Consider the following 24,956-nt stretch of genomic DNA (forward strand, 5'->3'; position numbering starts at 1 on the left):
GCAATGCCAGGAGCTATCGCGGTCCAACTCGGTCGGCTGATGCGCTCCGCCAACAACTTGCCGCCGCTTCACCTGTTGGCCGGGATCGGCACCCTCCTGGGCGTTTTGACCCTGGTGACGCCCTTTGCCTTCCAGAGCTACGGCGACAATGCCTTCATCGCTCTCACCATCGCCGCAGGTCTGCTGACGATCGTAGCGACATGCCTGGTCGAGCGCGCGCCACCTGATCGAGCGCTATGGCTTATCTTTGGGCTTGGGATTGCGCTGAGAGTCTATGCGCTGCTGTTCGATCCGCTTCTGTCCGGTGACATTTATCGCTATGTCTGGGATGGCAAGGTGCAGGCTGCGGGCATCAATCCTTATCGCTATATGCCAGCCGATGAGGCGCTGGCGTTTCTGCGCGACGGGAAGATCTTTCCTCACATCAACCGGGCTGATACGGCCGTATCCATCTATCCGCCCGTGGCGCAGTTCTTCTTCCTCATTGTTACCCGGTTCGGTGAAAGCGTGATTGTGATGCGCCTCGCGCTGCTGGGGTGCGAGGCAATCATCGTTACAATGATCATGCTCCTGCTGCGGCGTATGAATCGCCCGCTGACGCGCGTGGTCGCCTATCTCTGGCACCCGCTGCCCTTGTGGGAGATCGCCAACAGCGGCCATGTCGACGCGCTGATGGTTGCACTGATGCTGCTGGGCCTGTGGATTGCCCTGACTGGTCACGCTCTCCGCGGAGCCGTGTTGATCGCGTTTTCGATGCTGGTGAAACCATATGTCGCGCCCGTGCTGGCCGGGATCTGGCGACCGTGGAATCTCAAAATGCCGCTCGTCGTGATCGCTACCGTCGCGCTTTGTTATCTTCCCTATCTGTCGGTCGGCTGGGGAGTTCTCGGATTCCTGACCAAAGGCTATCTGACGGAAGAGGGCATCAGTGCCGGCAACGATCTCTGGCTGTTGTCGCTTTGGCGCCTGGTGTTTGGTGAGCATCAAGGTGACGTTGTCGCCTACGTCGTCCTGGCCGCGCTGGTTCTGGTATTCAAGGGGCTCTCCGTGGCCCGCAGCTCTGATCGCACGGTCGCCTCGCGTCTCGCCGACATCAACATGCTGTTACTCATCACCCTCCTGTTGTTGTCGCCTAACTATCCCTGGTATTTTCTCATCGTCGCGCCGTTCGCCGCCCTGTGCGGCTCCGCGCCAACATGGGTCGTGTCGATTGGCGCGCTGTTATTGTCCGAGCAGCTCGACTGGGATTTCTACATTCCAAGAATGGTGACCAAGTCGATTCTGTTCGGAGGTCTCTTGCTGGCTTTGGCTGTTACCGCCTTAAGGACGCGCATGCAGCGGATAGCAGAGGAAGGGGAATCACGATGAGCCTCTCCGGCGAAGGCACGGGGACAGGTACGCGAGCGCCGTTCGACCCGCGCCGCTATCACGAGTCGATCACGGCGGAGCGTACCGATATTGCCCAGCGTCCGCCGGTCTGCCTTTATCTGGAAGTGACCAATCGATGCAATCTGCTGTGCACCACGTGCCCGCGCACCTACGAGGAACTCGAGCCGCCGGCCGACATGAACTGGGATCTGTTCACGTCGATTGTCGATCAGGTACCCACTCTCGCGCGCGCTGTTCTGCACGGCGTCGGCGAGCCGATGCTGGTCCCGAACCTGCCCCGGATGGTCAGATACCTGAAGGACCGCGGCATTTACGTCCTGTTCAACACCAATGGAACGGTCCTCAGTGAGCGCAATGGCCGTGCGCTGATCGACGCCGAGCTTGATGAGCTGCGTGTATCGCTCGACGCGTCAAACCGCGAGAGCTTCAAGGCGATCCGTGGCAGGGATTATTTCGGCCGCATCATCCGCAACGTGCGCGCGTTTCGCGAGCTGCAGGAAAGAGAGGGGCACACCAGACCGCAGGTTTCCCTGTGGCTCACAGGCCTGAAGGAGACTGTTGAGGAACTCCCGGCATTTGTGAAAGTTGCAGCCGAGATCGGTGTCAAGGAAGTCTATCTGCAACGGCTTGTGTTCTTCACGGAAGCGGCCATCGGCAAGGCGCGTCCTGATCAGGCCCTGTTCGAGCGCCTGACCCAGGAGGAAGCAGTCTATCTGAAGCAGGCCGAGGAGCTGGCGCGTTCCCTCGGCATAACCTTCAACGCATCGGGCGCGGCGAGCGAGCCGGGGCTAAGTTTGAAGGGCAGCGGCAACGGTTCGCCTTGGTCGCCGTGCCGGCGGCCGTGGTCGTTGATGTATTTCACGGCCAACGGCCGGGCCTTGCCCTGCTGCATCGCGCCGTTTTCGCAGCATGGCTACGACAACTATACGCTCGGCCATGTGAGGCGGCAGTCCCTCCGGGAGATCTGGAACGGGCCTGCGTATCGCGACTTTCGTACGGCGCTCCTTTCAGACAAGCCGCCGAAAAGCTGTGCCAATTGCGGCCTGCGCTGGAGCCTGTGAACGAGGTGACCAATGAGATCGGCGCACGGCGTCGCCCGGTCGTCTCGGCGGTCATTCCGTGCCTCGACGAGGAAACGGCGATTGGCCAGGTCGTGACCGCGGTGCTGGCGCAGAATGTAAGCGAGGTTGTCGTTGTCGACGGCGGCTCACAGGACCGTACGACTGAACGAGCGGAAGCCGCGGGAGCTCGCGTGATTGTCGAGCCACGGCCCGGCTACGGCCGCGCGATCCAGGCGGGCATCGCCGAAGCGCGCGAAGATGCCGACGTTGTGGTCTTCCTCGATGGCGATGGCAGCGATCCTGCTGAATTCATTCCCGATCTGGTATCGCCGATTGTCGCCGGGCAAGCCGTCTTCGTTCTCGGCTCGCGCGTTCGCGGTTCGCGCGAGCCTGGGAGCCTGGCCCCACAGCAACTCTTCGCGGCCTATGTCGGCAGGATACTCCTGCGCCTCGTCTATGGCGCGAGCTTTACCGACCTGTCGCCGTTTCGCGCCATCCGTCGGGACGAACTCATGCATCTCGGCATGAAGGAAGAGACATATGGCTGGAACCTGGAAATGCTGATGCGCGTCGCGGCCGCCCGCCTGCCGGCAGTGGAGATTGCCGTCGGGCAGCGGCGCCGGATCGGCGGCGTATCGAAGGTCTCCGGCAATCTCATCGCCGGCATTAAGGCGGCTTGGTCCATTTCGACGACGTTTGTTCGCCTCGCGCTCGAGCTGCGAACGCCTCGTGAACGATGATTGCTGGGAGCGGTTGTCAGCGCGTGCCAGCGCGATCTTCGCAGGCAATGATATCCCGCGGAGATTTTCGACCCACCGGCTCCGGTGGCGAAAACACCGCCAGGTATCCGCCATCGCCTGCGAGCTGATATCTTGCGATCTCGCGATAGCCGACGGCGGAAAGTTCGCAGCGCAGGAGTTCGATCGGCGTGCCGTGTTCCGATGTCGGAAGCTCGAGGTCGACAATGCCGACCCGCGCACCTGGCTTCAGGGCGGGCGCGAGATTGTAGAGGAAGGCATAGGGCTGGCTTATCTCGTGATACATGTGCACGAGGATGGCGGCATCCAGTGAGGAAGCGGGCAGGCGAGGGTCGTGTGCTTCGCCCAGCGCGAATATGACGTTTGTCAGCTTCAAGCGTTGCGTTCGCTTGGCGAGTGCGATGAGGTAATCCCGCCTCACGTCCTGGGCGATCACCGAGCCGACGCGGCGCGACAGCCGGACCGTGTGGTAGCCGCTGCCTGCACCAATGTCGCCGACGGTCATGCCTGGCTTCAGTTCTAGAAGACGGGCGATCTCGCCGGCCTCATCCCTGGCGTCGCGGCGCTCCTCGGAGGCGCGGCTCGGGCCGACGATCTGCGCAACCGGGCGCTGCGGAGAGGGGAATTCCTTTGCCGGGACTCCCGGCGGCGCCAGATAACTAATGTCAGCAGCGTGTGCGCAAGTTGCGCCCAGCGCCACAACTAGCGTCGCTGCGCGGGTCAATGCCATCATCTGCTCGTCTCTCACACAAAACGGTGAAGGCTAGCTCACGATGTTGAAGAACCAGCCGAGAAGTCCCTTCCTGTCGCGCACGGCGGGCACGTTGCGGCGCAGCCACGCATCGAAGCCGAGACTACGGCCGGCGCCCTCGAGCACAAACAGGAACATCAGCAAGGCCAGGAACATGTACGTCCACGGCCACTCGGCCGGATTGCCATAGAGACCGAGCCACAGTTGCAGCACATAGGCGATGGCCAGCACGCCAACCAACCGCACGGCAAGCCCAAGCATCATCGATGCGGCGAACACCAGCTCGGCAAGAAAGACAATTGGTCCGAAGATCGTCATGTTGGGCAACACGACATCCTTCATGAACGTGCGGTGAAACTCGAAGGCCGCGTGGGTCGTTTCCTGTTCGGTCCAGTATTGCAGGCCGTCGGACACGGGCAGCGGCAGTTTCCACAACATCCCCTGGAACCACATGCAGCCGATCAGGACTCGGACCAGCCAGATTCCCAAGTGTCGGCCGGTGCGTTGCTCCGAATCCTCTCGCCAATTCTGGAAGGCCACTGCAATGCCGGCGAGCAGCAGGACCCAGAACAGCGCCAGGACTAAGTAGCGCCAGTTTCCCAGACGGAGATAATCACCCGTATTCGCGGTCAGGAATTGCCACGCATTGGTGAAGGGATTGTTGGACATAAGCGGGTGCTCCAGAGATTTGGATAGCTACTCTGCGTAAGGCGCGCCACCGCGCGAACGATCGAGAGGTGCGCCTACCTGGGCTACTACGCAGCAGAACATGCAATCATTACGCTGCATTGAACGCTTCGACAGCGCGCCAACCCGCTGTTGCGAACGACCGGATCGAGAACCGGGACGACTGATCTGTGAAACACACAATCAGTGGCTCGAACGAAGCTCTCCGATGTTCATTGCGCGCTGATCCAGTTTTCTGATCCCGTCAGCTTAACCGACACATCCGAAAACGAAAGCTGCAATGGCTTTCCGTCGGACGTCCCGCGGTGATCTGTTGAGATCAGGAGTGGGCCGGCCTTCTTGTAGCCCGCCCACGTCGCGATCACCAGTTTGGGCGGCTTGTTTCCGCCGCGGTGGTAGGCGATCTCCTTTATCTGCTTGTCCGGGCCAACGTACAGATCCCAGGTGTCGCCGCGGTCGTAGCCACCCTCCGAAGGATATTTCACCACGAGCCGTTCAGCGGAAGCGTCACCCAGCGGCAGTTTCTGCGTGCCCTCATCGGTCACGGTGGGGCCGTCCCATACGACGTGGAAAGGGAGGATCAACCAATATTGATCATTCATGAATGCCGGATCGATTTCGTTCTTTACGGCGTCGCTTTGGCCGCTGAGTTGCGAGCGCTGATAGGTAACCTTGACCGGGTTGCCTTCCTTGTCTTTCCCCTCGTAGGAGACCGTGTCGGTCTTCGGGCTCCACTCCCATCTGCGAGTCAGTTTGACACCGGGCAATTCGGCGTTCCAGGTGTAGCGGATTGCCTCGATTTGCCCAAACGAATCAACGCCGTAGGTCTTTGCCATTTGTTCGGCAATCGGTGGGAGCTGTTGCGCCCGGGAAGTCGCAGGGAGGATCAACAGCATGCTGAAGGCAAAAAGGCGGATCACATCGAGTCGGCTCATTTCTCTGCAGGCCTGAGTACTGCTCATGTTGAGCTCCTTAGGTTTGGGTGCAGTTGCGTTGAACGAGCTGAGGCCGCCCAGAATACCGGAAATTGTGGGTTATGTACTGTTAGATGTCGTAGCTCTGCCAGCTGCGGCCGCAATTGCAGCCTTTCGATTCTCGCACGACTTCGAGCGCTGCATGGCGAAGCTGCCAAGGCCATCCTTAATGGCGGCTCGAAGCCGGGAAGGTCGTGCCTGCGAGGTTAATCCTCAAAACTCGGTGGCACGAGCTCTGCAGCGCGATGACAGGCGATGTAGTGATTTGTTCCGATTGATTCAGGCAGCGGCAAGCTCTTGCGGCATTGGTCGATGGCCGATGGACAGCGCTGCGCAAACCGGCAGCCTGGCGGCGGGTCGACCGGGCTCGGCGGATCTCCCTTGACCAGGTAGTGCTGCTTCAGCGTGTCCCGGGTCGGGCCGGGCGGGGCGGCGGCGGCAATGAGCGACCATGTGTAGGGGTGACGCGGCTCGGCAAAGATGGTTGCGGCAGGCGCTTGTTCGACGATCTTGCCGAGATACATCACCGCGATCTCATCGCAGAATTGCTGGATCACGCCGAGATCGTGCGAAATGAAGATATAGGTCAGCTGTCGCTCGCGCTGCAGTCGCTTCAGCAAGTTTAGAATCTGGGCCTGGATGGCGACGTCGAGGGCGGAGACGGCTTCATCGCAGACGATCAGGTCGGGTTCTGGTGCCAGCGCCCGGGCAATGCAAAGCCGCTGGCGCTGGCCGCCGGAGAATTGGTGAGGAAAGAGATTGGCCGCGTCCGACGGAAGTCCGACCTCGCCAAGCAGCCGGCGCACCCGGTCGTCGCGTTCGCCGGCGGTGCCGATGCCCAACAGATCGAGCGGCTCGCGGATTTGATCGCCGGCGCGTCGTCTCGGATTGAGCGCGGAGAACGGATCCTGGAACACGATCTGCAAATGCTTGCGCACCTTGCGCAGGCCGTTGCCCGTCAAGTCCAGGATATTTCGGTCACCGAATACGATCTGGCCGGAGGTCGCGGGAACGAGCCTCATGATCGCTTGCGCCGTCGTGGACTTTCCGGAGCCGCTCTCGCCGACAATGCCGAAGCTGGTGCCGCGCCTGACGCGGAAGCTGACGCCGTCGACGGCATGCACGAAGGAGGGGGCTTGCAGGGGCCGCTTCCTGCCGGCCTCGAAGTGAACGACGAGATCGTTCACATTGAGGACAAACTCCGACGAAGCGGGTGGCGCGGCAGCCTGGAGCGCAGTCATGCGGCCAGCTCCGATTTTCGCCAGCAGGACACCGCATGGTCGTCTGCGATCGGCTCCAGTGCGGGCTGGAGACGCGACCTGCAAAGCTCGCTCGCGTCCCGGCATCTTGCCAAGAAGGCGCAGTCCGGCCCGCGCGCGCCCAGCGGCGGCACCATCCCTGGAATTTCGGCGAGGTCCGACCATGCCTGCGGCGATCGCCATCCCAGTTTGAGGTGCGGCACGCAGCCTAATAGACCCCTGGTGTAGGGATGGCATGGATGGCGTACCACACTGTCGGCGTCGCCGGATTCGATGCAGCGCCCCGCATAGAGCACCGAGACCTTGTCGGCGAGTTCTGCAACCGCACCGAGATCGTGGGTGATGAGGACAATCGCCGTCTTGGTTTCCTGCTGCAGATCGGCCAGCAAGTTGAAGATTTGCGCCTGCACCGTGACGTCCAGCGCCGTGGTGGGCTCATCGGCGATCAGCAGCTTCGGCCGGCCGGCGAGTGCCATCGCGATCATCACGCGCTGGCGCATGCCGCCTGAGAGCTGGTGCGGATAGGCCTTCAACCGCTGCTCGGGAGCAGGAATCTGCACGGCGCGGAGCAGGGCGACTGCCTGTTCTTCGGCTTCGGCCGAGCCTGCTCGGCGGTGCCAGCGCAATACTTCGGCGATCTGATCGCCGACCGTGAACAGCGGATTGAGCGCGGTCATCGGCTCCTGGAAAATCATCGAGATGCCGTTGCCGCGCAGGCTGCGCATCCGCTTGGGCGATGCCGACAGGATGTCCTCGTCCTCCAGCAAAATCCGGCCGCCGGTGACAACGAAATCCTCCGGCAGCAGCCGCATGATGGCCAGTGCCGTCATGCTCTTGCCGCAGCCGGATTCGCCAACGAGCGCCATTGTCCGCCCGGCCTCGACCGAGAACGAGAGGTTTTCGAGCACCGGCACCACTTCACCCGTGCTGCCGCGCATGCCGACGCTGAGATTTTCCACCTTCAGCAGCGCGCTCATCACATCCTCCGGCGCAGGCGTGGGTTGATGGCGTCGTTCACGCCGTCGCCGACCAGGCTGATCGACAGCACCGCTAGGAAAATCGCGGTGCCGGGAAAGATCACCGCCCACCAGGCGTCGAGCACATAGTTGCGGTTCTGGCCGAGCATCAACCCCCAGCTCATGGTGTTGGGATCGCCAAGGCCCAGAAAGCTCAGGCCTCCCTCGAACAGGATGGCGACGCCGATGGCGAGGGTCGCCGAGACGATGATGGGAGGCAGGGCATTCGGCAGCAGCACACGCAGCATCAGATATGCATCGCCCGCGCCGGCCGCGCGCGAGGCCTTGACGAAATCCAGGTTGCGCAACCGCATAAACTCGGCGCGGGTGAGGCGAGCCGCCGAGGTCCAACTGACCGCGCCGATGGCGAGCGTAATGGTCGTGAGCTTCTGGCCGAACAGAGTGACGAGCACCATCGCAAACAAGAGTGGCGGCAGGATCTGGAAGAACTCGGTGATCTTCACCAGCGCGGTATCGATCGCGCCGCCGAAAAAGCCTGCCAATGCGCCCACCGTCAGACCAATTGCGATCGTGATCAACGCGGCCACCGCGCCGACGGCAAGGCTTGCGCGTCCGCCGTAGATTAAGCCGGCCAGCACGTCCCGACCGAGATAGTCGGTGCCGAGCCATGCGTCGGCGGACGGCGGCGTGAAAGGACCGCCGACGAGATCGAGCGGGTCAACCGGATAGAGCATCGGGCCGACCGCCGTCCCCAGCACGATCAGCATGAGGAGGCACGCGCCGCACACGCCCGAGGGGCTGCGTAGGAACTGCCGGAACGCCACGCGTCCGGGCGATGCCGCGCGTCGTGCCGGCTGGCCGGAGGATTCGACAGTGAGAGGCGTCGACGTCTCAAGCGTCGTCATGATTGTCCCGTTCGAATGCGCGGATCGATGAGGCGGTAGACGAGGTCAGTGATAATGTTGGCGACCATTACCATCACCGCCGAGAAGAAAAGCACCGCCATCAGTGTTGGATAGTCGCGCCGCAGGATGGAATCGAACACCAGGCGCCCCATGCCCGGCCAGCTGAACACAGTTTCCACCAGGACTGCGCCCGCGAATAGATTGCCGAACTGGTGTCCGACGACGGTCACGATTGGAATGAGCGTGTTCCGCAACGCGTGCTTTCCGACCACAATCCATTCGGGCAGGCCCTTGGCGCGTGCGGTGCGGACATAGTCCGCGGACAGAGCGTCGATCATGTTGACCCGCGCGAGCCGGCTGTACTGCGCAATGAACACCAGCGCAAGCGTCAGCGACGGTAATACCAGATGGCGCATGACGTCGATGGCATGAGCAAGTCCGTGCCGGGGATGCACGACGTCGTTCATGCCCGCGACGGGAAGCACCGGCCAGATCGATCCGAACAGCAGTAGCAGCATCAAGCCGGTCCAGAAGATCGGCGCGGCATAGCCGGCCAGCGAGAACAGCGTGACGGCATGACTGACGATGCCGTTCGGGCGGCGAGCGCTGATCACGCCGAGCAGGGTGCCGATGAGGACCGCCAGGACCAGCGCACAGAGCGCGAGATAGAGCGTCGCCGGCAGCCGTTGCGCGATCAGCTCCAGCACCGGCTGGTTGAAGTAGTAGGAGTAGCCGAAATCGCCGGTCGCCACCTTACCGAGATAGGTGGCGAGCTGCTCCGGCAGGCTATGGTCGAGGCCGTATTTGGCGCGCAGCGCGGCCACGACTTCGGCCGATGCGCCACCCATCTCTCCCGCGATGACCTGCACCGGGTCACCCGGGGCCAGATGGATCAGGCAGAAGTTGAGCACCAGCACCGCAAGCAGCAGCGCCAGGGCGTTCACGATCTGCCGGAGGAAATGCGTGACGAAGGCCATGAGCTCGGTCTTATCGCAAGGATCTTAGGTCACAGGTTTCAGGTCTTGGGCGGCGTTTCCCAATGCACCTCGTCCAGCGGAGACATCATCCCCCAGATCGAGGTCGGCAGCCCGCCCAAGCCCTTGCTGAACGCATTGTAATAGGGCGTGGCGTTGATGAAGTAGATCGGTACGTCCTTCACCACGATCTTCTGGAATTCCGAGTAGAGCGCTTTCCGCTTTTCCGTAGAGGTTTCCACGGCGGCCGCCTGCAGCAATTCATCGACCTTCGGGTTGCTGTATCGCTGCGTGTTGGACCAGATGATGCCCTTGCGGATGTTCGAGCTCAGATAGGTCCTGTTGACGCCGATCACGGGGTCGCCCCAGTTGAACACGGTGTCCATGGTCAGGTCGAAGTCGTAGTTCGACACGCGCTGGGCCCAGGTCGGGAAATCCGGCGCCGCCCTGACCTCCAGGTTGATGCCGACACGCTTCAGCTGCGAACGAAGATATTCGGCGACATTGCGCTGCTGCTCGTCCGCGCCCGGAATATAGTCGATCGTGAGCCCGAAGCGCGAGCCGTCGGCGCCCTTCGGATATCCGGCCGCGTCGAGCAGCTCGGCGGCCTTGGCGTAATCGACCTTGTAGCTGTCGACGGCCTTCTCTTCGAGCGGAGATCCCGGTGCGATCGGTCCGGTTGCGGGGGCGGCTTTGCCGCTCATCAGCTTGCCGACGATGAAATCGCGGTTTGCCGCATAGGCGATCGCTTGGCGGACGCGCACGTCGTCGAGCGGCTTCTTCTTGGTGTTGAAGGCCAGCCAGTTGAGCGGTCCGACTCCGGCAAAGCCCTTGTCGGTCACGACGATGTTGGAGGCTTTTTGCAGACGGTCGATGTCGCGGACGCCGGCGACGAACGGCAGAATGTTGACGTCGCCCCGTTCCATCGACACCAGTGCGGCGTTTGGGTCGGAGACGATGCGGACCACGATCTTGTCCAGCTTGGGCCGACCCGGCATGAAGAACTTGTCGAACTTCTCCAGCGTGTAGTACTCGCCCTGCTTGTATTCAGTTAGCTTGAACGGTCCGGAGCCGATCGGCTTGAGGTTGGCGGGGTGGGCCTTCAAGTCCTGACCGTCGCCATAGACGTGCTTCGGAAGGATCGGCATCAAGGCCGGCGACATCGCGAGCAGCAGCGACGGACTTGGGTGCGACAAACGGATCACCGCCGTGGATGGATCCGGCGTATCGACCTTTTCAACCGCCGCCAGCATCGTCTGGAACGGGTGGTTGGCCTTGATCGCCATGATCGAGAATGCGACGTCCTCGGACGTCACCGGCTGACCGTCATGGAACACCGCGTTCTTGACCAGGTGCAGCGTCACCGACAGGCCGTCCGGCGCGACGTCCCAGGATTGGGCGAGATAAGGCTGCGGATTCCAGTTGTCGTCGTAACGCAAGGGGCTGGCGAAGATCTGCGAGCTCGGCATGGCCGTGGCAAGACCGGATTGCACCGCGCCGTTGAAGTGCCGGGGAACTTGCGTGGTCGCGATCACCGCCGCGTTGCTGCTGGCCGTCTGCGCGATCGAGCGGTGAGGGGTGGTGCAGATCGCAAATAGTCCTATCGCTCCAAGCAAAAGATATCTTCTGATCGACATGGCTAAATCCGCTTTCATGGTTGACTATTCGAGAGCTGGCACCTCTGCGGTGCCATGAGAAACATGCTTGCCTCGCTGCTCATGAGACGAACGAGCGCGCGAGCGCACCATCGAGAATGGCCTCGAGATCGGCGTCGGAGGGCAGGTCGGGCGTTCCTATTCCGACGAGCGCAATCGATGCCGGGTCGAGATCTTCGCCGGTTGCGGGCAACAATGACCAGTCGCTCGAGACCATCTGAAATACCAGCGGCGCGACCTCGCCCGAGACGCGGCACGCGCCTTTGAGGCGCAATAGCTGCGGCGGCAGCGCTTCGATTGCTGCGGCCAGCCGGGTCCTGTCGAACACGCCGTCCCGCCGGTAGGTCCACCGCCTGAAATTCTGTTCGTGATCGAGCGGATTTTGCTCCGCGCCCTCGGCCCGGAAACGCGACCTCCGGCTTCTGGCGATCAGCAACAGGTCAGGCCTTGTGTCGCGCGAGAGGACGTCGATGGGCACATCCGGCCGGACGGTCCGGATTGCGCTTCGGGCCGCCTGCAGCGCAGCTTCGTCTGCGAGGTCACTCTTGCTGAGCAAAACCACATCGCACTTGGCGAATTGACCGCGGACCGTGTCTCCGACGCGTCGATCATGGATCAGCTCCGTGATCCGCGTCGCGTCGGCGAGAACGATGACGCCGTCGAGCCGCAAGTCGGGCTCGACCAGCGCGATCTCGGCAATCCGCCAGGGATCGCCGACCCCGCTCGCTTCAATGATGATGCGCTCGAACCCCTCGCCGCCATCCAGAAGCCGTCCGAGCGTTTCGAGGAATCCTGAGCCGATGCTGCAGCAGACGCAGCCATTGGACAGCGACAAGGTAGTGCCGTCATGCCGTTCGATCAGCGCGGCGTCCACATTGATCTCGCCGAAGTCGTTGACCAGCACGGCATAGCGTGCGGTTGCGGTCGCGAGCAGCCGATTGAGGAAGGTGGTCTTGCCGGCGCCGAGGAATCCGCCGATCACGGTGACAGGAATGGGCGCCGCTCGCCTCATGCGCGCGGGGCCTTTCTCACCTTGCCGCCCACGACCGTTCCCCAGACCGCGACGTCCTTCAGCTTGTCCGGCGCGACCGCAAGCGGGTCGTCTTCCAGCACGGCGAAGTCAGCATATTTGCCGCACTCGATGCTGCCGATCATGCCGTCGAGCTTCAGCGTGTGGGCCGGCCCGATCGTGACCGCCGCAAGCGCCTGCTCGATGGTAAGTGCCTCGATCTCGGAGCCAAGCTTGCGCCCCGAGGACGACACGCGGTTGACGGCGCACCAGGCCGTGAACAACGGCGCGAGCGGCGTCACCGGGGCGTCGGAATGGATCGCGAAGGGCACGCCGATCCGTTGCGCCGTTCCCGTCGCGTCCAGCCGCGCGGCTCGCTCGGGACCCATCGTCAACTCGTAGTGTGAATCGCCCCAGTAATAGATGTGGTTGGCGAACAGGTTGGCGCAGACGCCGAGCGCCTTCATGCGGCGGAACTGCGCGGCGTCCGCCATCTGGCAGTGCTGCAGGGTGTGGCGGTGATCGGGGCGCGGCATCGCGGTCTGGGCGGCCTCGATCGCGTCCAGCGCCAGCTCGGTCGCTTCATCGCCATTGGTATGGATGTGAAGCTGAATGCCCGCCTTGTGATAGGTCTCGACGAGCCGCGGCAGTTGCTCCGGTGCGATGTACCAAAGCCCGTTCGGCGCGCCGTTGTGATAGCCCGGCCAGCGCAATCGCGCAGTGAAGCCCTGGATCGAGCCGTCGACCACGAGCTTGACGATGCCATAGTGGAGCTTGTCATTGTTGCTTTCGCGCAAGGCCGCGATCTTGGCGATGGCCTGTTCGGGCGAATGTGAGACCGAGGCAAGCGCCGGCACCAGCCTGACGCCGAAATCGGGTTGCGTCGTCGCGGTCCGATAGAGATCGACGGTCTGGTCGACCAGATCGTTGTGCAAGTCGGTGATCGTGGTCACGCCCTGCACGCAGGCCGAATTAGCATAGCGCGTGACGTCGGCGAGCGTCAGATTTCCGGACAACGGATTGCCGCCGAGCGCGCGGAACACGCGAAAACGCGCGGCAATGCCCTGCAGTTCGCCGCTCGCCAGGCCATCGGCGCCGGCAACGACGCCGGAAATGTCGGTCGCGCGGAGCAGTTCGGTCTGCTCCAGAATGATGGTGTTGACATTGCTGATGTGGAAGCTGGCATGGATCACCATGACGGGCCGCGTCGTCGAGACCCGGTCGAGATCCTGCCGCGTCAGCATGCGGCCGCCGATGTGCAGGGGATCAAACCCCCAGGCGAACAGCGGCGTGGTGGCATCGCCGATGGCGACTTCCGCTTCCTTCAGCCGTGCGACAATGGCATCGATCGAGCCGACGCCCGCAACCAGTTTCCCTTCCGGCGAGCGGCGATCGCCGGCGCCGACATAGGGCAGCGACCACATCATCCCTTCCATGATGTGGCTATGGCCTTCCACGAAGCCGGGAAGCAGGACCTTGTCCGCAAAGCGGTCGTCGAACGCTCCGCCTTTGGCAAACTGCGCGATCTCGACCTCATCGCCGACCGCCACGATGCGCCCATCGCGCACTGCGACATGGGTCGCGAACGGCCGTGATGGATTCATGGTCACGATCTTGCGCGCCGCGAAGACGACGGTGTCCTGGCTCACTCGTGCACTCCCAAGCTCGATGCTGCGAGCCTGATGCGCGGGGCGGGTTCAGATAAGCGCCAGATGCCATGCACAAATGGGGCCAGGGGCATGCAGCCGCCCCGTCACGTCCCGCGATGGCGCGGATTTTGCTTCCCTTTTTGTTGCAACTGCGGGTCAACTGCGGAGGTTTTTCCGCACGGGATTTCAATGGGTAAATTGGTGCCATTGCGTCGGCGTGAGTCGACTGGACAGGTAAGCGTCCTTCCGCCTAGCGATGTTCTGTTCTGGAATTCGCTGTTTCAGGGCCTGGATCGGTCCGGCGCGTTCCTGCAGCTCCAGATACGGCGAATGATCGTGACGGCGATCGAGGACGGTCGCCTGCCGCTTGGGGTTCGCATGCCATCGAGCCGTGATCTTGCCGCGCTGCTCAAGGTATCGCGGAACACGATCGTCATCGCCTATGAGCAGCTCGTGGACCAGAACTTCCTGGTGTCGCGGGAACGCAGCGGCTATTTCGTCGCCGGCCTGCCGAAGCAGATTGGGCCTGTGCCAAGCAATGGGCTCGCCGCGGCGGGCAGCGATGAGAGCCGCTGGACCGAGCGCTTTGCGTTGCGTCCCTCGCAGTTTCGCAACATCGTCAAGCCGCTTGACTGGCAGAGTTATCCCTATCCCTTCATCTTCGGCCAGTTCGATCCGAGCTTGTTTCCGACCAACGACTGGCGTGAAAGCGCGCGGGCTGCCTTGAGCGTTCCCGAAATCAACAACTGGGCAAGGGACATGATCGATGGCGATGATCCTGCCCTGATCGAGCAGTTGCAACGCCAGGTGCTTCCGCGCCGGGGCATCCGTGCCCGTTCCGACGAGATCATGATGACGATCGGAGCCCAGCACGCGCTCTATCTCATCGCGAAGCTGTTCGTGGCCGCCGATACGCCTGTCGGGATGGAGGATCCCGGCTATCCGGACGCCCGCAATATTTTCGGCATGCTCACGTCAAATGTGGTGCCGCTGCGCACTGACGAGCAGGGACTGGTTCCCGACGAGGCATTCGAGCAGTGCAGGCTCGCCTATGTCACCGCCAGCCATCAATGTCCGACCGCCGTTTCCATGTCGCTCGAGCGGCGCCGCGAACTGCTCAGGATCGCTAAGGCGCGGGACATCCTGCTGATCGAGGACGATTACGAGAGTGAATTGATCCCCGAGGGCAACAGCCTGCCGCCGCTGATGAGTCTCGACGTCGACCAGAGGGTGCTCTATGTCGGCAGCCTGTCGAAAGCCCTGGCGCCCGGCCTGCGGCTCGGCTACGTCGTGGCGCCCGCGCCCGTCATTCGTGAGCTGCGGGCGCTGCGGCGTCTCATGCTTCGCCATCCGCCTCTGAACAACCAGCGCGTCGCGGCGCTGTTCATCGGTCTTGGCCATTACCGTTCACACCTGCAACAGGTCGCCCGCGTGCTGCTGGAGCGTGCGAAACTGCTCGACCGGCTGCTGCCGCAGTTCCTCCCGAACTGCAGTTGGACCCGTGCCGCCGGCAGCACGAACTATTGGATTTCCTGTCCGGAAGGCACCGACACCACGCAGCTTGCCGAAGCAGCCCGCGCCAGGGGAGTCGTGATCGAGCCGGGCGATGTCTTTTCGATGCACGAAGCCGCAACCCTCCATTGTTTCCGGCTCGGTTTCTCATCGATCCGCACCGACCGGATCGAGCCCGGCATGGAGCGCCTCGGATCGGTGGTTGCGGGCCGCTGAACCTCGTCACATCAATTCGCTGACGCCCTTGATCGCGCTGCCGATGGCGATAAGCCCGAGGCTTGCGATTGAGACCTGGCGGTGCAGCGCATCGCCGCCGCGGCGGAACGCCTGCTCGCCGATCCAGGTGCCCGCAAGCATGATCGGCAGCGCCAACAGTGAAAGAAACAGGGCTCGCTGGTCGAGCAAGCCGACCAGGGTGGTGCTGATCAGCGCAGCGATCGAGGTGGCCAGGAAAAACACCATGAGCGAGGCCCGCGCTGCCACGCGGCCGAACGGCCCCGACATATAGTACATGACGACAGGCGGGCCTGGCATCGCCGCCAGTCCATTGAAAAGCCCGCAGATCAGGCCGACCAGCATCGTCATCGCCTTTGACGGCGTCTGTGCTACGCGGGCGCCGCCGTTGAGCGCGATCACAGCCGCAATGGTGATGGCGGCAATAAGGATGCGCGCCACCGATGCAGGCACGATGCTCAGCGCCAACGCGCCCACAGGCGATCCGGCAGCGGCTCCGACGATCAGCCAGCGCAGCGACGGCCAATGGCCATCCTGACGGGCGCGCGGAAAGTCCAGCGCACTGCCCATGAATTGCAGGCAGATCGCGATCGGAACGGATTGCGATGGCGGCATGAACATGCCGAGCAGGGGGACCGCAGCCAAAGCGAAACCGAAGCCGGTAAATCCGCGCAACAACGCCGCAGCCAGGACGGAAAACGCGGTTGCCATGAGGACAGCCGGCGTCAGCGAAGCCGACGCGGCCAGCTCGCTCAGGCGCGCAGTGAGATCAAACATGCCCATCCATCACCGCGCACCGGCGGCGAGCACTCTTCAATTGGAGCGTTCCGGCATCGAGACGCTCGTCGGTCACATTGCTTGAATGCGGTGCCGGTCGAAGGAGCCAGCCGAGGCCGTACCATCGGGCCAGTTCTGGTCACAGAGGATCGGCCGATCTGGTTCTAAGGGGGTCGTCGGCCTTGTGGCAGCTTGCGACCGAGCCGCCTGACACCAAAGCCTTGGCGCCTGCCGGCCCCTCAGGAAAACCACATGTCGACGCTCGAAGCTCTCAGGCGAAATCTTCTTGAAGAATTGTTCGCGGCCTTCAACCGCCACGATGGTGTCGCCGTCATGGCCTGCATGACGGACGACATCGTATTTGATGCCGCCGCTGGTCCCGATATCTGCGGTCGCCGTCTGACTGGGACCAAGGAGGTCCGCGCCGCGTTTGAAAATACGTGGACCAGCATGCCCGATGTGAGCTGGCAGTGCACCCGCCACGCCGTGTTCGGTGATCGTGGAATTTCCGAATGGATTTTTCGCGCCACCATAAAGGATGGCCAACGCATCGAGGCGGAAGGGTGCGACCTGTTCACCTTCCGCGGTGACAAGATTTGCGCCAAGAGCGCGTTCCGGAAGGATCGTCCGCTGCTGCCCGCGCTTGCAACGGAGGAGACTGTGCTGCGATGAACGTGCAGGTGACCGCGCCGGCCGTGGCCTACGACCCTCACTACGATCCCTTGGTCTCGGACGGTCCGGGGCGCAACAGGGACTATGCCCCGACCTATTGGATCGCGACGGCGGGAACTCCGCCTGAAAGCGACGGGCCGATCGTCGGCGATACCGATGCGGACGTCGCGATCATCGGATCGGGCTACACCGGCCTTGCCTGCGCGATCTTTCTCGCCCGCGAGTACGGCATCAAGGCCACCATACTGGAGGCCAATCGCGTCGCCTGGGGATGCAGCACGCGCAATGGAGGCCAGGCACAGAATGCCGCCGGCCGGCTGACGCACTCGCAGTGGATCGCCCGCTGGGGTGTGGATGTCGCCCGCCGCATGCATGCCGAAATTGAAGGCGGGTTTGCAACGTTCGAAGAACTGGTTCGCCAAAGCCCCATCGATTGCGAGCCGCAGTCGGGTGGGCACCTCTATATCGCGCATCGCCAGCGTAGCCTGGAAAAGATTGCCGCCGAATCGAAAGTTCTGAACGACGTTTTCGGCACCACGACGCGCGTCCTGTCACGTGAGGAGGTGCGACGCGATTTCGTCGCCGACGCGGAAGCGGTTGGCGCGATTCACGAACCGCTCGGCATCGGCGTCCATCCGGCGAAACTTGCGTTCGGCTATCTCAAGATGGCCCGCGATCTCGGGGCGCGCGTGCATCCGGCAAGCCCCGTTCTCCACATCGAGCCGCGCGGTGGAGCATTTCTCCTGAAGACGCCGGGCGGCACGGTCAAGGCGTGCGCGGTGGCGATTGCGACCGGCGCCTACACCTCGCTCGGATTGACGCCGGCGCTGCATGGCCGATGCATGCCGATCCTCTCCAATTCGATCGTTACCCGGCCGCTGACCGCTGCAGAGCTGGAAGCCACCGGCTTTCGCACTAAGCAGGTCATCACCGACACCAGAACGCTTCGCTTCTACTATCGGCTGCTGCCGGACAATCGCGTTCAGATTGGCAACCGCAGCGCCATCACCGGCGCGGACGCGACTCATCCAAAGCACCTTCAGCTCCTTATCGAGGGACTCAATCGGAAATTTCCAACGCTTCGCGGCATCGAAATCGATTACTCCTGGTGGGGCTGGGTCGATGTTAGCCACGACATGATGCCGCGCATTTTCCGCCCCGACCCGAAGCAGGCGCTCGTCTATGCGCTCGGCTATGGCGGGAACGGCGTTTCCTATTCGGCGCAGGCCGGCCGGCGCATGGCGCAGATGATCGCGGGGAAAACATTCAGCGGCCACGACCTGCCTATCTTCACCTCGCCACTGCCTGGGCATCCATTCGCGCCGTTTCGTCGCCTCGGACAGCGGATGCTTTATGGCTGGTATCACCTGCGAGACGAGGCCGCCTGACGCAGGACGCCATGCGGCAGGGCTGATGTTTCCGCTCAGAACGCCTCGGCAAGTTTGGCTTGACGTCGACGCGCCGGATTTGTTCCAACATCGCGCTCGATATGAGCGGCCAGATGATCTGCGGCCGGAAACGCTCCGGTCTTGCGCCTCCAAAGCACGAGTTCGACAGGCGGCAGCGGCGGCATCCCGTCCTGTTCGGTCAGGCGGCGCAATCCTGCAACCTTGACCGACTCCGCGAGCACAATGACGGCCGCATCTGCGAGCGCCATCGCCTCCATCCCGGCGATGCTTTCCGAAACGCAGGCAATGCGCCATGCCCGACTCGCATTGTTGAGCGCTTGCAAGGCGTAGTCCCGGTAGAGATTGCCCTCGGGAAGCAGAGCCAGCGGCAACGGCTTTTCCTGAAACGCCCGTCCCGATTTCGCGCCAAGCCAGACCAGCGGCTCATGACGCAGAAGTGTGATGCTCGAGACATTGGGATGAACGGTAGGCATCCGCGTTGCAAGGGCAACGTCGAGTCGCCCGGCCGAAATTTCCTCGGAGAGTTGTGCGCTGAGTGCGCAGCGGACCGTGACCTCGATCCCGGGATACGCGGCCCTGAAGCTTGCAAGCGTCTCGGGCAAAAGGAATGCGGCATAGAGATCGGGACACCCGAGCGTCACGCGTCCGGCGATCTCTTCACTCGAAAGACGCGAATATGCATCATCGTGCATCTTCAGCATCTGGCGCGCGTAGGGCAACAGCATCTCTCCATGCCGCGTGAGACGCGGGTGGCGAAGGTCTCGTTCGAACAGCGGACGTCCGACTGCGTCGTTCAAGCGGCCAAGCTGAAGACTGATCGCGGGCTGAGTTCGATTGAGCCGTCGCGCGACGCGAGTCACGCTCTGTTCCTCCACGAGCATGACGAACGTGCGAAGGAGGTTGATCTCGAGCGGGCGACCCATGGCCAGATCATAAATAGAACTTTGCTTTTCGCGAAGCACAATAAATTTGCTTGCAGGAAGGGCGCAATCTAACGTCCGCAAAGGATCAAATTTGTGCGTGCACACTATAAAAGCGGATGTGTTCAAGTTTTAATCAGGGGCGGTGGGGTGGTGTTTGGGGCTGTCATGACCCGCGCGAGCGAGGCGTGATGTCGGATGTTCCGGGGAGTCGTGGCTGGTGAGCGCCTTCCTGAGAGTTGAGCATCTCAGCAAGCACTTCGGCGGTGTCGCGGCTTTGCACGATTGCTCGCTTTCGTTTGCGAAGGGGCGTGTCACTGGCCTCATTGGTCCCAATGGAGCGGGCAAGACCACCCTGCTGAACACGATCACTGGCCTGGTGAATCCGGATCGGGGTTCGGTCGCGTTCGATGGCCATGACGTGACCGGCTTGCCGATGCATCGGATCGCTTCGCTCGGTCTAGTCCGAACGTTTCAGATTGTCAGGGAGCTTCGCGGTCTCACCGTGCTTGAGAACCTGCTGCTTTCGCCGCCTCGTCAGGTCGGCGAGCGGATTGGCGGCGCATTGTTCGCGCGGCCCCTGGTCAAGCGGCAGGATCAAAAGAACGCGCTCAAAGCGCGCGAGATATTGCAGCGTCTTGGGCTCTGGCACGTCGCCGATCAATCCGCGGCTGCGCTTTCGGGTGGCCAAAAGAAGCTGCTTGAGATCGCGCGCGCCCTTTTGCTCGACCCCAAGTTCATTCTGCTCGATGAACCAGCGGCCGGCGTGGCGCCGCCTCTGCTCAAGGACATCATCCAGCTGATCAAGGAACTGAATGCGGAGGGCGTCTCGTTCGCTCTGGTCGAACACGACATGCATCTGATCAGCGAAGTCTGCCACGACGTCCATGTCATGGCGGAAGGTACGGCGCTGGTCTCCGGCTCGTTTGCTGACGTCACGGCAGATCAACGCGTGATCGATGCCTATCTGGGGATGGCGCTGTGAATCCGGACAATATCATCCCGGCCCTTTCGATTCGCGATCTTCGCGCCGGATATCCTGGCGGCGGAGACATTGTGCGCGGGGTCACGCTCGATCAGCCGCCCGAGACGATTCTCGCGGTCATCGGCCCGAACGGCTCCGGAAAATCCTCGTTCGTAAAGACGCTGGCAGGCCTGCTGCGTTCACGGGAAGGATCGATCGAGGTGACGGGAGAGGCCGTCACCTCGCTGTCGCCAGCGAAGCGCGTCATGGCAGGGCTTGCCTACGTTCCCCAGGAAGAGAATGTCTTTCGCAATCTGACGATCCGGGAAAATCTGAAGCTCGCAACGGAATTCCTGCGCGGCCGCAGCGGCGTTGGCCCGGCGCAGGAAGCCCAGGTGCTGTCGTTGTTTCCGGAAATCGGCCGGAGGCCCAAGACGCTTGCGGGGGATCTGTCCGGCGGACAGCGGCAAATGCTGGCGTTCGCCTGTGCCTTGCTGTCCAACCCTGAGGTTCTGCTGCTCGACGAGCCAACCGCCGGGCTGTCGCCGAAATTCGTAAGCGAGACGATGGAAGCCGTCGCCCGCGTACGTGAAGCCGGTGTCGCCGTGCTTTTGGTCGAACAGAACGTGGCCGCGGCGCTGCGCATCGCCGACGAGGTGATGGTGCTGGTGGCCGGCCGCAAGAGCCTGCAGGCTCGCGCGTCCGACATATCGAATGCCGATCTGGCCGATCTGTTCTTTGCAAAGATGCAGTAGCGCATGTTAGGCCAATTGATCATCAACGGTCTCGTTTCCGGGCTATTGCTCGCGCTTCCGGCGCTCGCGCTCACCTTGGTGTTCGGCATCCTGAAATTCCCGAACTTCGCCGTCGGTGCGACGCTGACGTTTGGAGGTTATGCCGCCTGGGTCATGAATCATCAGGTCGGCGCGCCCCTGTTTGTCGCAGCGGCAGTCGCCGCCACTATTGCGGCCGGACTGGCCATTGTCTGCGACAGATTGATCTTTGAAAGGTTGCGTGACGCCGGTTCGATCTCGTTGCTGGTCGCCTCGCTCGGCCTCTCGCTCGTCCTTGAGAACATATGCCGGTTCGTGTTCGGTAATTCCACCCGCAACTTCGACGTCGAAATTGCACGACCGATCCGCTGGAACGGCCTGCGGATCAATCATGAGCAGATCGTCACGGCGGTGACCGTAATTCTCTGCGTCATCATCCTTCAGCTTCTGCTTTCCGCCTCGCCGCTCGGCCGCGCCATGCGCGCAACGGCGGACAACCCAGCGCTTGCCGCGGTCCGAGGCATCGAACGCAACACGGTCGCGCGCATCACGTGGGCGCTGTCGGGCGTGCTTCTGGCGCTGTCGGGGGTTCTGGCGGGACTGGACCGTGCCGTCGATCCGCTGCTCGGGTGGAGCTACCAGCTTCCGGTATTTGCCGCCGCGATTCTCGGCGGGCTTGGTAGCCCGATTGGAGCGGTCTTCGGCGCTCTCGTGATCGGTCTGGCCGAGGAACTGTCGACACTCGTTTTGCCGACCAATTACCGACAGATCGTCAGCTTCGCGATCATTCTCCTGTTGCTGCTCATGCGGACGCGCGGGTTGTTCGGGGCAAAGGCGGTGCGCAAATGATGGTCTATCTCTCCACCGTCATCGTCTTGGTATCCGTCGCTGCCCTCGTTGGGCTGGGCCTCAACTTCCAATGGGGCGTGGCTGGCCTGGTCAATTTCGGAGTGGTCGGCTTTGTCGCGCTGGGTGCCTACACTGCGGCTCTGTCGGTGTCCCATGTCGGATGGCTGTCGGCCATGGTGCTCGCGGCGGCTGTAAGCGCCGCCGCGAGCACGATCCTTGCGTTCCTCTCGATACGTCTTGCCGACGATTACCTCGCCATCGTCACCATCGGCTTTGGCGAGGTGATCAATATTCTGCTCCTCAACGAGGATTGGCTGACCGGAGGAGCGTTGGGAATCGCAAACATTCCGCGTCCGCTGTCCTCGATCATTCCAGCCGCGCAATACGATACGATCCTGCCGTTGCTGGCGATGCTGTTGGTCGCCCTGACGTTCGGGGCGCTTGAAACGCTGGTGCGGTCGCCGCTTGGCCGCGCGCTGCGGGCCGTGCGCGACGATCCCACGGTGGTGAGCGCGCTAGGCAAGCCGGTCCTGGTGCTTCGCATCAAGGCGTTTGCCGTCGGCGGCGCCGTGATGGGGATCGCGGGCTCGCTCCACGCCTTCTATCTCACCTATATCGATCCCGGTCAGTTCACTTCCATCGTCACGGCCTATGCTTTCATGGCCGTCATTCTCGGCGGGCGAGGATCGAACCTCGGCTTGCTGATCGGCGCCTGCACGATCATGAGCCTGATCGAGGCGACGCGCTTCCTCAAGGACACGCTGAGCATCGTCGATGGCGTGCAACTGGCCGCCTTGCGCCTCGGCCTGGTCGGTCTCGGCATCATTCTTCTCCTGCTCCTGCGTCCGCAGGGGTTGCTGGCCGAGCCGCACAAACGCATTCGTGACTTTTTTCCGGACAGCGAGGAGACGCATTGATGCCGCGCGTTCACCCATTATCATCCGACGCGTTGCCTGCGCCCGTCGCCGAGGTCTATGAGCGGTTCGTCAAATTTGGGCCGTTTCAGGATCAGGCCGCGATTCTCGCTCACGTTCCTCCCGCTCTCGATCATCTCTACCGAATGCTGATGGAGCTCAAGGTACGGGGTGGCGTGCCCTGGCGCTATGTCGAGCTTGCCATCGTCGTAACGTCGAAGCTCAACGCCTGCGCCTTCTGTGTCGCGAGCCATTCTCCCGCCCTCCGGATCGAGGGCATCTCGGATGCGGCGATCGCCACGCTGCCTGCCGGCGATCATCCTGACTTTGATGACACCGACCGGCTGGTGATCGAATACGCCACGTTGATCACGCAAAGGGCGGGGCAGATCCGGGACGGCGTGTTCGAACGGCTCCGCGCCTGCTTCAGCGACAGTCAGATCGTGGAACTCACGCTGCGCGTCGCGCTTGCCGGATTCTTCAACCGCTTCAACGACGCATTGCAGATCGACGACGGCCGTGCGCTTGCGGTTTTCGAACGACAGGAATCGGAATCCCAGACACAGGAGCTTGAATGATGACGAAGTCGGATTGGATGCTTAATCGGCGCCAACTCGTTGGCATGATGGGCGTGTCGTTGGCGGGACTCGCTGTAAGGCCCGGCTTCGCGCTGGGGGCCGGTGAGATTCCGATCGGAATGGTGCTGCCCTTCACGGGGGCCACGGGTCCCTATGGACCCGATATGAAGAAGGCGGCGGACCTCGTGGTGAAGACGATCAACGATGCCGGCGGCGTTCTCGGCGGCCGCAAGCTTCAGCTTTACATCGAGGATTCCGAGACGAGCGCTACAACCAGCGTCACGGCAACACGCAAGCTGCTTGACGTCAACAAGGTGGAGGTCGTCGGCGGCTTCTGGGGCAGTCCGGAAGCGCTCGCCGCCAAGCCGCTGATTCTGGCGGCCAGCAAGGTGCAGATGGTGTCCGCCTCCGCCGACGGCATCACCGATGGCGACAACAAGGGTCTTGTCTATCGCTTCCAGGCGAAGAGTTCGCAATGGGGGCCGGCCGGCGCCAAGGTGATGACGAGCCTCAATTTGAAGAAAGTCGCCATTCTCGCGCAGCAGAACCCGTTCGTGGTCGCGATGATCGAGCCGTTCAAGCAGGAAATGACCAAGCGCGGCGGCACCGTCGTCGAGGTGGTCATGTACAATCCCAATCAGGCGTCCTACCGCGCCGAAGTGGAGAAGGCGTTCGGCTCGGAGCCGGACGGCGTGTTCTGCGCGTCGCTGCTCACGGATTTCGTGGCGATCGCCAAGGAAGCCTACCGCGGCGGCTTCCGCTCCAAAATTGTTGCGCTCGGAACCGGCGCCGACGCCGACGGCGCCTTCATCAAGAGCGTTCCGAACGAGGTCTCCGAGGGCATCCATCACCTTCAACCAGGGCCGCCGTTGGAATCGGCCGCGTACAGGAAGTTCGTCAAGGAGATGGGGGCTCCGGATGGGACCGTGTTCCTGTTCGCGGGAAATACCCACGACCAGATATGCGTAACGGCGCTGGCGATGGAGCACGCCAAATCTACGGAAGCGGCGGTGTGGGTTAAATCGATCCGCGATGTCTGCAACCCGCCAGGGGAGAATGTCGACGACATCGTCCGCGCGCTCGAGATGGTCCGCGCCGGCAAGAAGATCAATTTCGTGGGCGCCGGTGCAACCGTGGACTTCAACGATCGTGGCGATCAGCTCAACCGATCGTTCGTTCACCAAGTGATCCGCTCCGGTAAGAACCAGATCGTGGAGATCGTAGCCTGACCTGACGTTACAGGTCGATCAATCGAAACGGGGGCGCGACGGCGTGTTGCGCCCCGAGGGAGAGACGCATGCCGAAA

Annotated in this window: 24 protein-coding genes; 12 read left to right on the plus strand and 12 right to left on the minus strand. The window is 62.5% G+C overall.

All coding sequences use genetic code 11. The features are described 5' to 3' along the window. The first annotated feature begins 3 nt into the window (after window positions 1-3). From OZ411_RS04340 to OZ411_RS04350, 3 genes are read left to right on the plus strand one after another with little or no spacing between them, the layout of a single operon-like run. The gene (locus tag OZ411_RS04340) at window positions 4-1,368 is read left to right on the plus strand and encodes a glycosyltransferase 87 family protein (RefSeq protein WP_282527038.1); all 1,365 of its coding nucleotides are present in this window, start codon (window positions 4-6) and stop codon (window positions 1,366-1,368) included. After that, complete coding sequence (locus tag OZ411_RS04345; RefSeq protein ID WP_282526959.1) at window positions 1,365-2,450, plus strand: radical SAM protein; 1,086 nt, start codon at window positions 1,365-1,367, stop codon at window positions 2,448-2,450. Before OZ411_RS04340 ends, OZ411_RS04345 begins: the two co-directional genes overlap by 4 nt. Window positions 2,451-2,455: 5 nt before the next feature. Beyond that, window positions 2,456-3,190, plus strand: coding sequence for a glycosyltransferase family 2 protein (locus OZ411_RS04350; RefSeq protein ID WP_282526960.1), 735 nt, complete (start codon window positions 2,456-2,458; stop codon window positions 3,188-3,190). A gap of 16 nt (window positions 3,191-3,206) precedes the next feature. Here the strand turns inward: OZ411_RS04350 and OZ411_RS04355 are convergent, their stop codons facing one another. The 10 genes from OZ411_RS04355 to OZ411_RS04400 form a co-directional block, all read right to left on the minus strand. Next, a complete protein-coding gene (locus OZ411_RS04355; RefSeq protein WP_282526961.1) occupies window positions 3,207-3,941 on the minus strand; it encodes a methyltransferase domain-containing protein in 735 nt (244 codons plus the stop codon). 30 nt (window positions 3,942-3,971) lie between these two features. Beyond that, complete coding sequence (locus tag OZ411_RS04360) at window positions 3,972-4,628, minus strand: DoxX family protein (RefSeq protein ID WP_282526962.1); 657 nt, start codon at window positions 4,626-4,628, stop codon at window positions 3,972-3,974. Window positions 4,629-4,858: 230 nt separating this feature from the next. Beyond that, window positions 4,859-5,608, minus strand: a complete 750-nt coding sequence (locus OZ411_RS04365) for a hypothetical protein (RefSeq protein WP_282526963.1) — start codon at window positions 5,606-5,608, stop codon at window positions 4,859-4,861. Window positions 5,609-5,826: 218 nt separating this feature from the next. Then, window positions 5,827-6,861, minus strand: coding sequence for an ABC transporter ATP-binding protein (locus tag OZ411_RS04370; protein ID WP_282526964.1), 1,035 nt, complete (start codon window positions 6,859-6,861; stop codon window positions 5,827-5,829). After that, window positions 6,858-7,856, minus strand: coding sequence for an ABC transporter ATP-binding protein (locus tag OZ411_RS04375; protein WP_282526965.1), 999 nt, complete (start codon window positions 7,854-7,856; stop codon window positions 6,858-6,860). The genes OZ411_RS04370 and OZ411_RS04375 overlap by 4 nt, the downstream gene beginning before the upstream one ends. Beyond that, window positions 7,856-8,761, minus strand: coding sequence for an ABC transporter permease (locus tag OZ411_RS04380; protein ID WP_282526966.1), 906 nt, complete (start codon window positions 8,759-8,761; stop codon window positions 7,856-7,858). Before OZ411_RS04380 ends, OZ411_RS04375 begins: the two co-directional genes overlap by 1 nt. Continuing rightward, the gene (locus tag OZ411_RS04385) at window positions 8,758-9,738 is read right to left on the minus strand and encodes an ABC transporter permease (protein ID WP_282526967.1); all 981 of its coding nucleotides are present in this window, start codon (window positions 9,736-9,738) and stop codon (window positions 8,758-8,760) included. Before OZ411_RS04385 ends, OZ411_RS04380 begins: the two co-directional genes overlap by 4 nt. Before the next feature lie 38 nt (window positions 9,739-9,776). Further along, on the minus strand, window positions 9,777-11,372 hold the full coding sequence (locus tag OZ411_RS04390) for an ABC transporter substrate-binding protein (RefSeq protein ID WP_282526968.1): 1,596 nt from the start codon (window positions 11,370-11,372) through the stop codon (window positions 9,777-9,779). 79 nt (window positions 11,373-11,451) lie between these two features. Further along, complete coding sequence (locus OZ411_RS04395) at window positions 11,452-12,402, minus strand: GTP-binding protein (RefSeq protein WP_282526969.1); 951 nt, start codon at window positions 12,400-12,402, stop codon at window positions 11,452-11,454. After that, window positions 12,399-14,048, minus strand: coding sequence for an amidohydrolase (locus tag OZ411_RS04400; protein ID WP_282526970.1), 1,650 nt, complete (start codon window positions 14,046-14,048; stop codon window positions 12,399-12,401). Before OZ411_RS04400 ends, OZ411_RS04395 begins: the two co-directional genes overlap by 4 nt. Before the next feature lie 189 nt (window positions 14,049-14,237). Between OZ411_RS04400 and OZ411_RS04405 the strand changes: the two genes are divergently transcribed. Further along, window positions 14,238-15,776, plus strand: a complete 1,539-nt coding sequence (locus OZ411_RS04405; RefSeq protein WP_282526971.1) for a PLP-dependent aminotransferase family protein — start codon at window positions 14,238-14,240, stop codon at window positions 15,774-15,776. A 6-nt stretch (window positions 15,777-15,782) separates the two neighbouring features. On the opposite strand, the gene OZ411_RS04410 is transcribed toward OZ411_RS04405, so the two are convergent. Next, complete coding sequence (locus OZ411_RS04410; protein WP_282526972.1) at window positions 15,783-16,571, minus strand: sulfite exporter TauE/SafE family protein; 789 nt, start codon at window positions 16,569-16,571, stop codon at window positions 15,783-15,785. 252 nt (window positions 16,572-16,823) lie between these two features. Between OZ411_RS04410 and OZ411_RS04415 the strand changes: the two genes are divergently transcribed. Beyond that, window positions 16,824-17,243, plus strand: a complete 420-nt coding sequence (locus OZ411_RS04415; protein ID WP_282526973.1) for a nuclear transport factor 2 family protein — start codon at window positions 16,824-16,826, stop codon at window positions 17,241-17,243. Further along, the gene (locus OZ411_RS04420; protein ID WP_282526974.1) at window positions 17,240-18,631 is read left to right on the plus strand and encodes an FAD-binding oxidoreductase; all 1,392 of its coding nucleotides are present in this window, start codon (window positions 17,240-17,242) and stop codon (window positions 18,629-18,631) included. Before OZ411_RS04415 ends, OZ411_RS04420 begins: the two co-directional genes overlap by 4 nt. 35 nt (window positions 18,632-18,666) lie before the next feature. Here the strand turns inward: OZ411_RS04420 and OZ411_RS04425 are convergent, their stop codons facing one another. Beyond that, window positions 18,667-19,614: a LysR substrate-binding domain-containing protein gene (locus OZ411_RS04425; protein WP_282526975.1), complete on the minus strand. Its 948-nt coding sequence runs from the start codon at window positions 19,612-19,614 to the stop codon at window positions 18,667-18,669. 178 nt (window positions 19,615-19,792) lie between these two features. Between OZ411_RS04425 and OZ411_RS04430 the strand changes: the two genes are divergently transcribed. From OZ411_RS04430 to OZ411_RS04455, 6 genes are read left to right on the plus strand one after another with little or no spacing between them, the layout of a single operon-like run. Further along, window positions 19,793-20,557: an ABC transporter ATP-binding protein gene (locus OZ411_RS04430; protein ID WP_282526976.1), complete on the plus strand. Its 765-nt coding sequence runs from the start codon at window positions 19,793-19,795 to the stop codon at window positions 20,555-20,557. Continuing rightward, the gene (locus OZ411_RS04435) at window positions 20,554-21,291 is read left to right on the plus strand and encodes an ABC transporter ATP-binding protein (protein WP_282526977.1); all 738 of its coding nucleotides are present in this window, start codon (window positions 20,554-20,556) and stop codon (window positions 21,289-21,291) included. The genes OZ411_RS04430 and OZ411_RS04435 overlap by 4 nt, the downstream gene beginning before the upstream one ends. Window positions 21,292-21,294: 3 nt before the next feature. Beyond that, window positions 21,295-22,158, plus strand: coding sequence for a branched-chain amino acid ABC transporter permease (locus OZ411_RS04440; protein ID WP_282526978.1), 864 nt, complete (start codon window positions 21,295-21,297; stop codon window positions 22,156-22,158). Continuing rightward, a complete protein-coding gene (locus OZ411_RS04445; protein ID WP_282526979.1) occupies window positions 22,155-23,075 on the plus strand; it encodes a branched-chain amino acid ABC transporter permease in 921 nt (306 codons plus the stop codon). The genes OZ411_RS04440 and OZ411_RS04445 overlap by 4 nt, the downstream gene beginning before the upstream one ends. Further along, window positions 23,075-23,650, plus strand: coding sequence for a carboxymuconolactone decarboxylase family protein (locus OZ411_RS04450; RefSeq protein WP_282526980.1), 576 nt, complete (start codon window positions 23,075-23,077; stop codon window positions 23,648-23,650). The genes OZ411_RS04445 and OZ411_RS04450 overlap by 1 nt, the downstream gene beginning before the upstream one ends. Next, entirely contained in the window at window positions 23,650-24,879 is a 1,230-nt protein-coding gene (locus OZ411_RS04455) for an ABC transporter substrate-binding protein (protein ID WP_282526981.1), read from the plus strand. The genes OZ411_RS04450 and OZ411_RS04455 overlap by 1 nt, the downstream gene beginning before the upstream one ends. Window positions 24,880-24,956 lie beyond the last annotated feature (77 nt).

Origin of the sequence: Bradyrhizobium sp. Arg237L, from assembly GCF_029990105.1 — a bacterium.
In the GTDB taxonomy this organism is placed as follows: domain Bacteria; phylum Pseudomonadota; class Alphaproteobacteria; order Rhizobiales; family Xanthobacteraceae; genus Bradyrhizobium.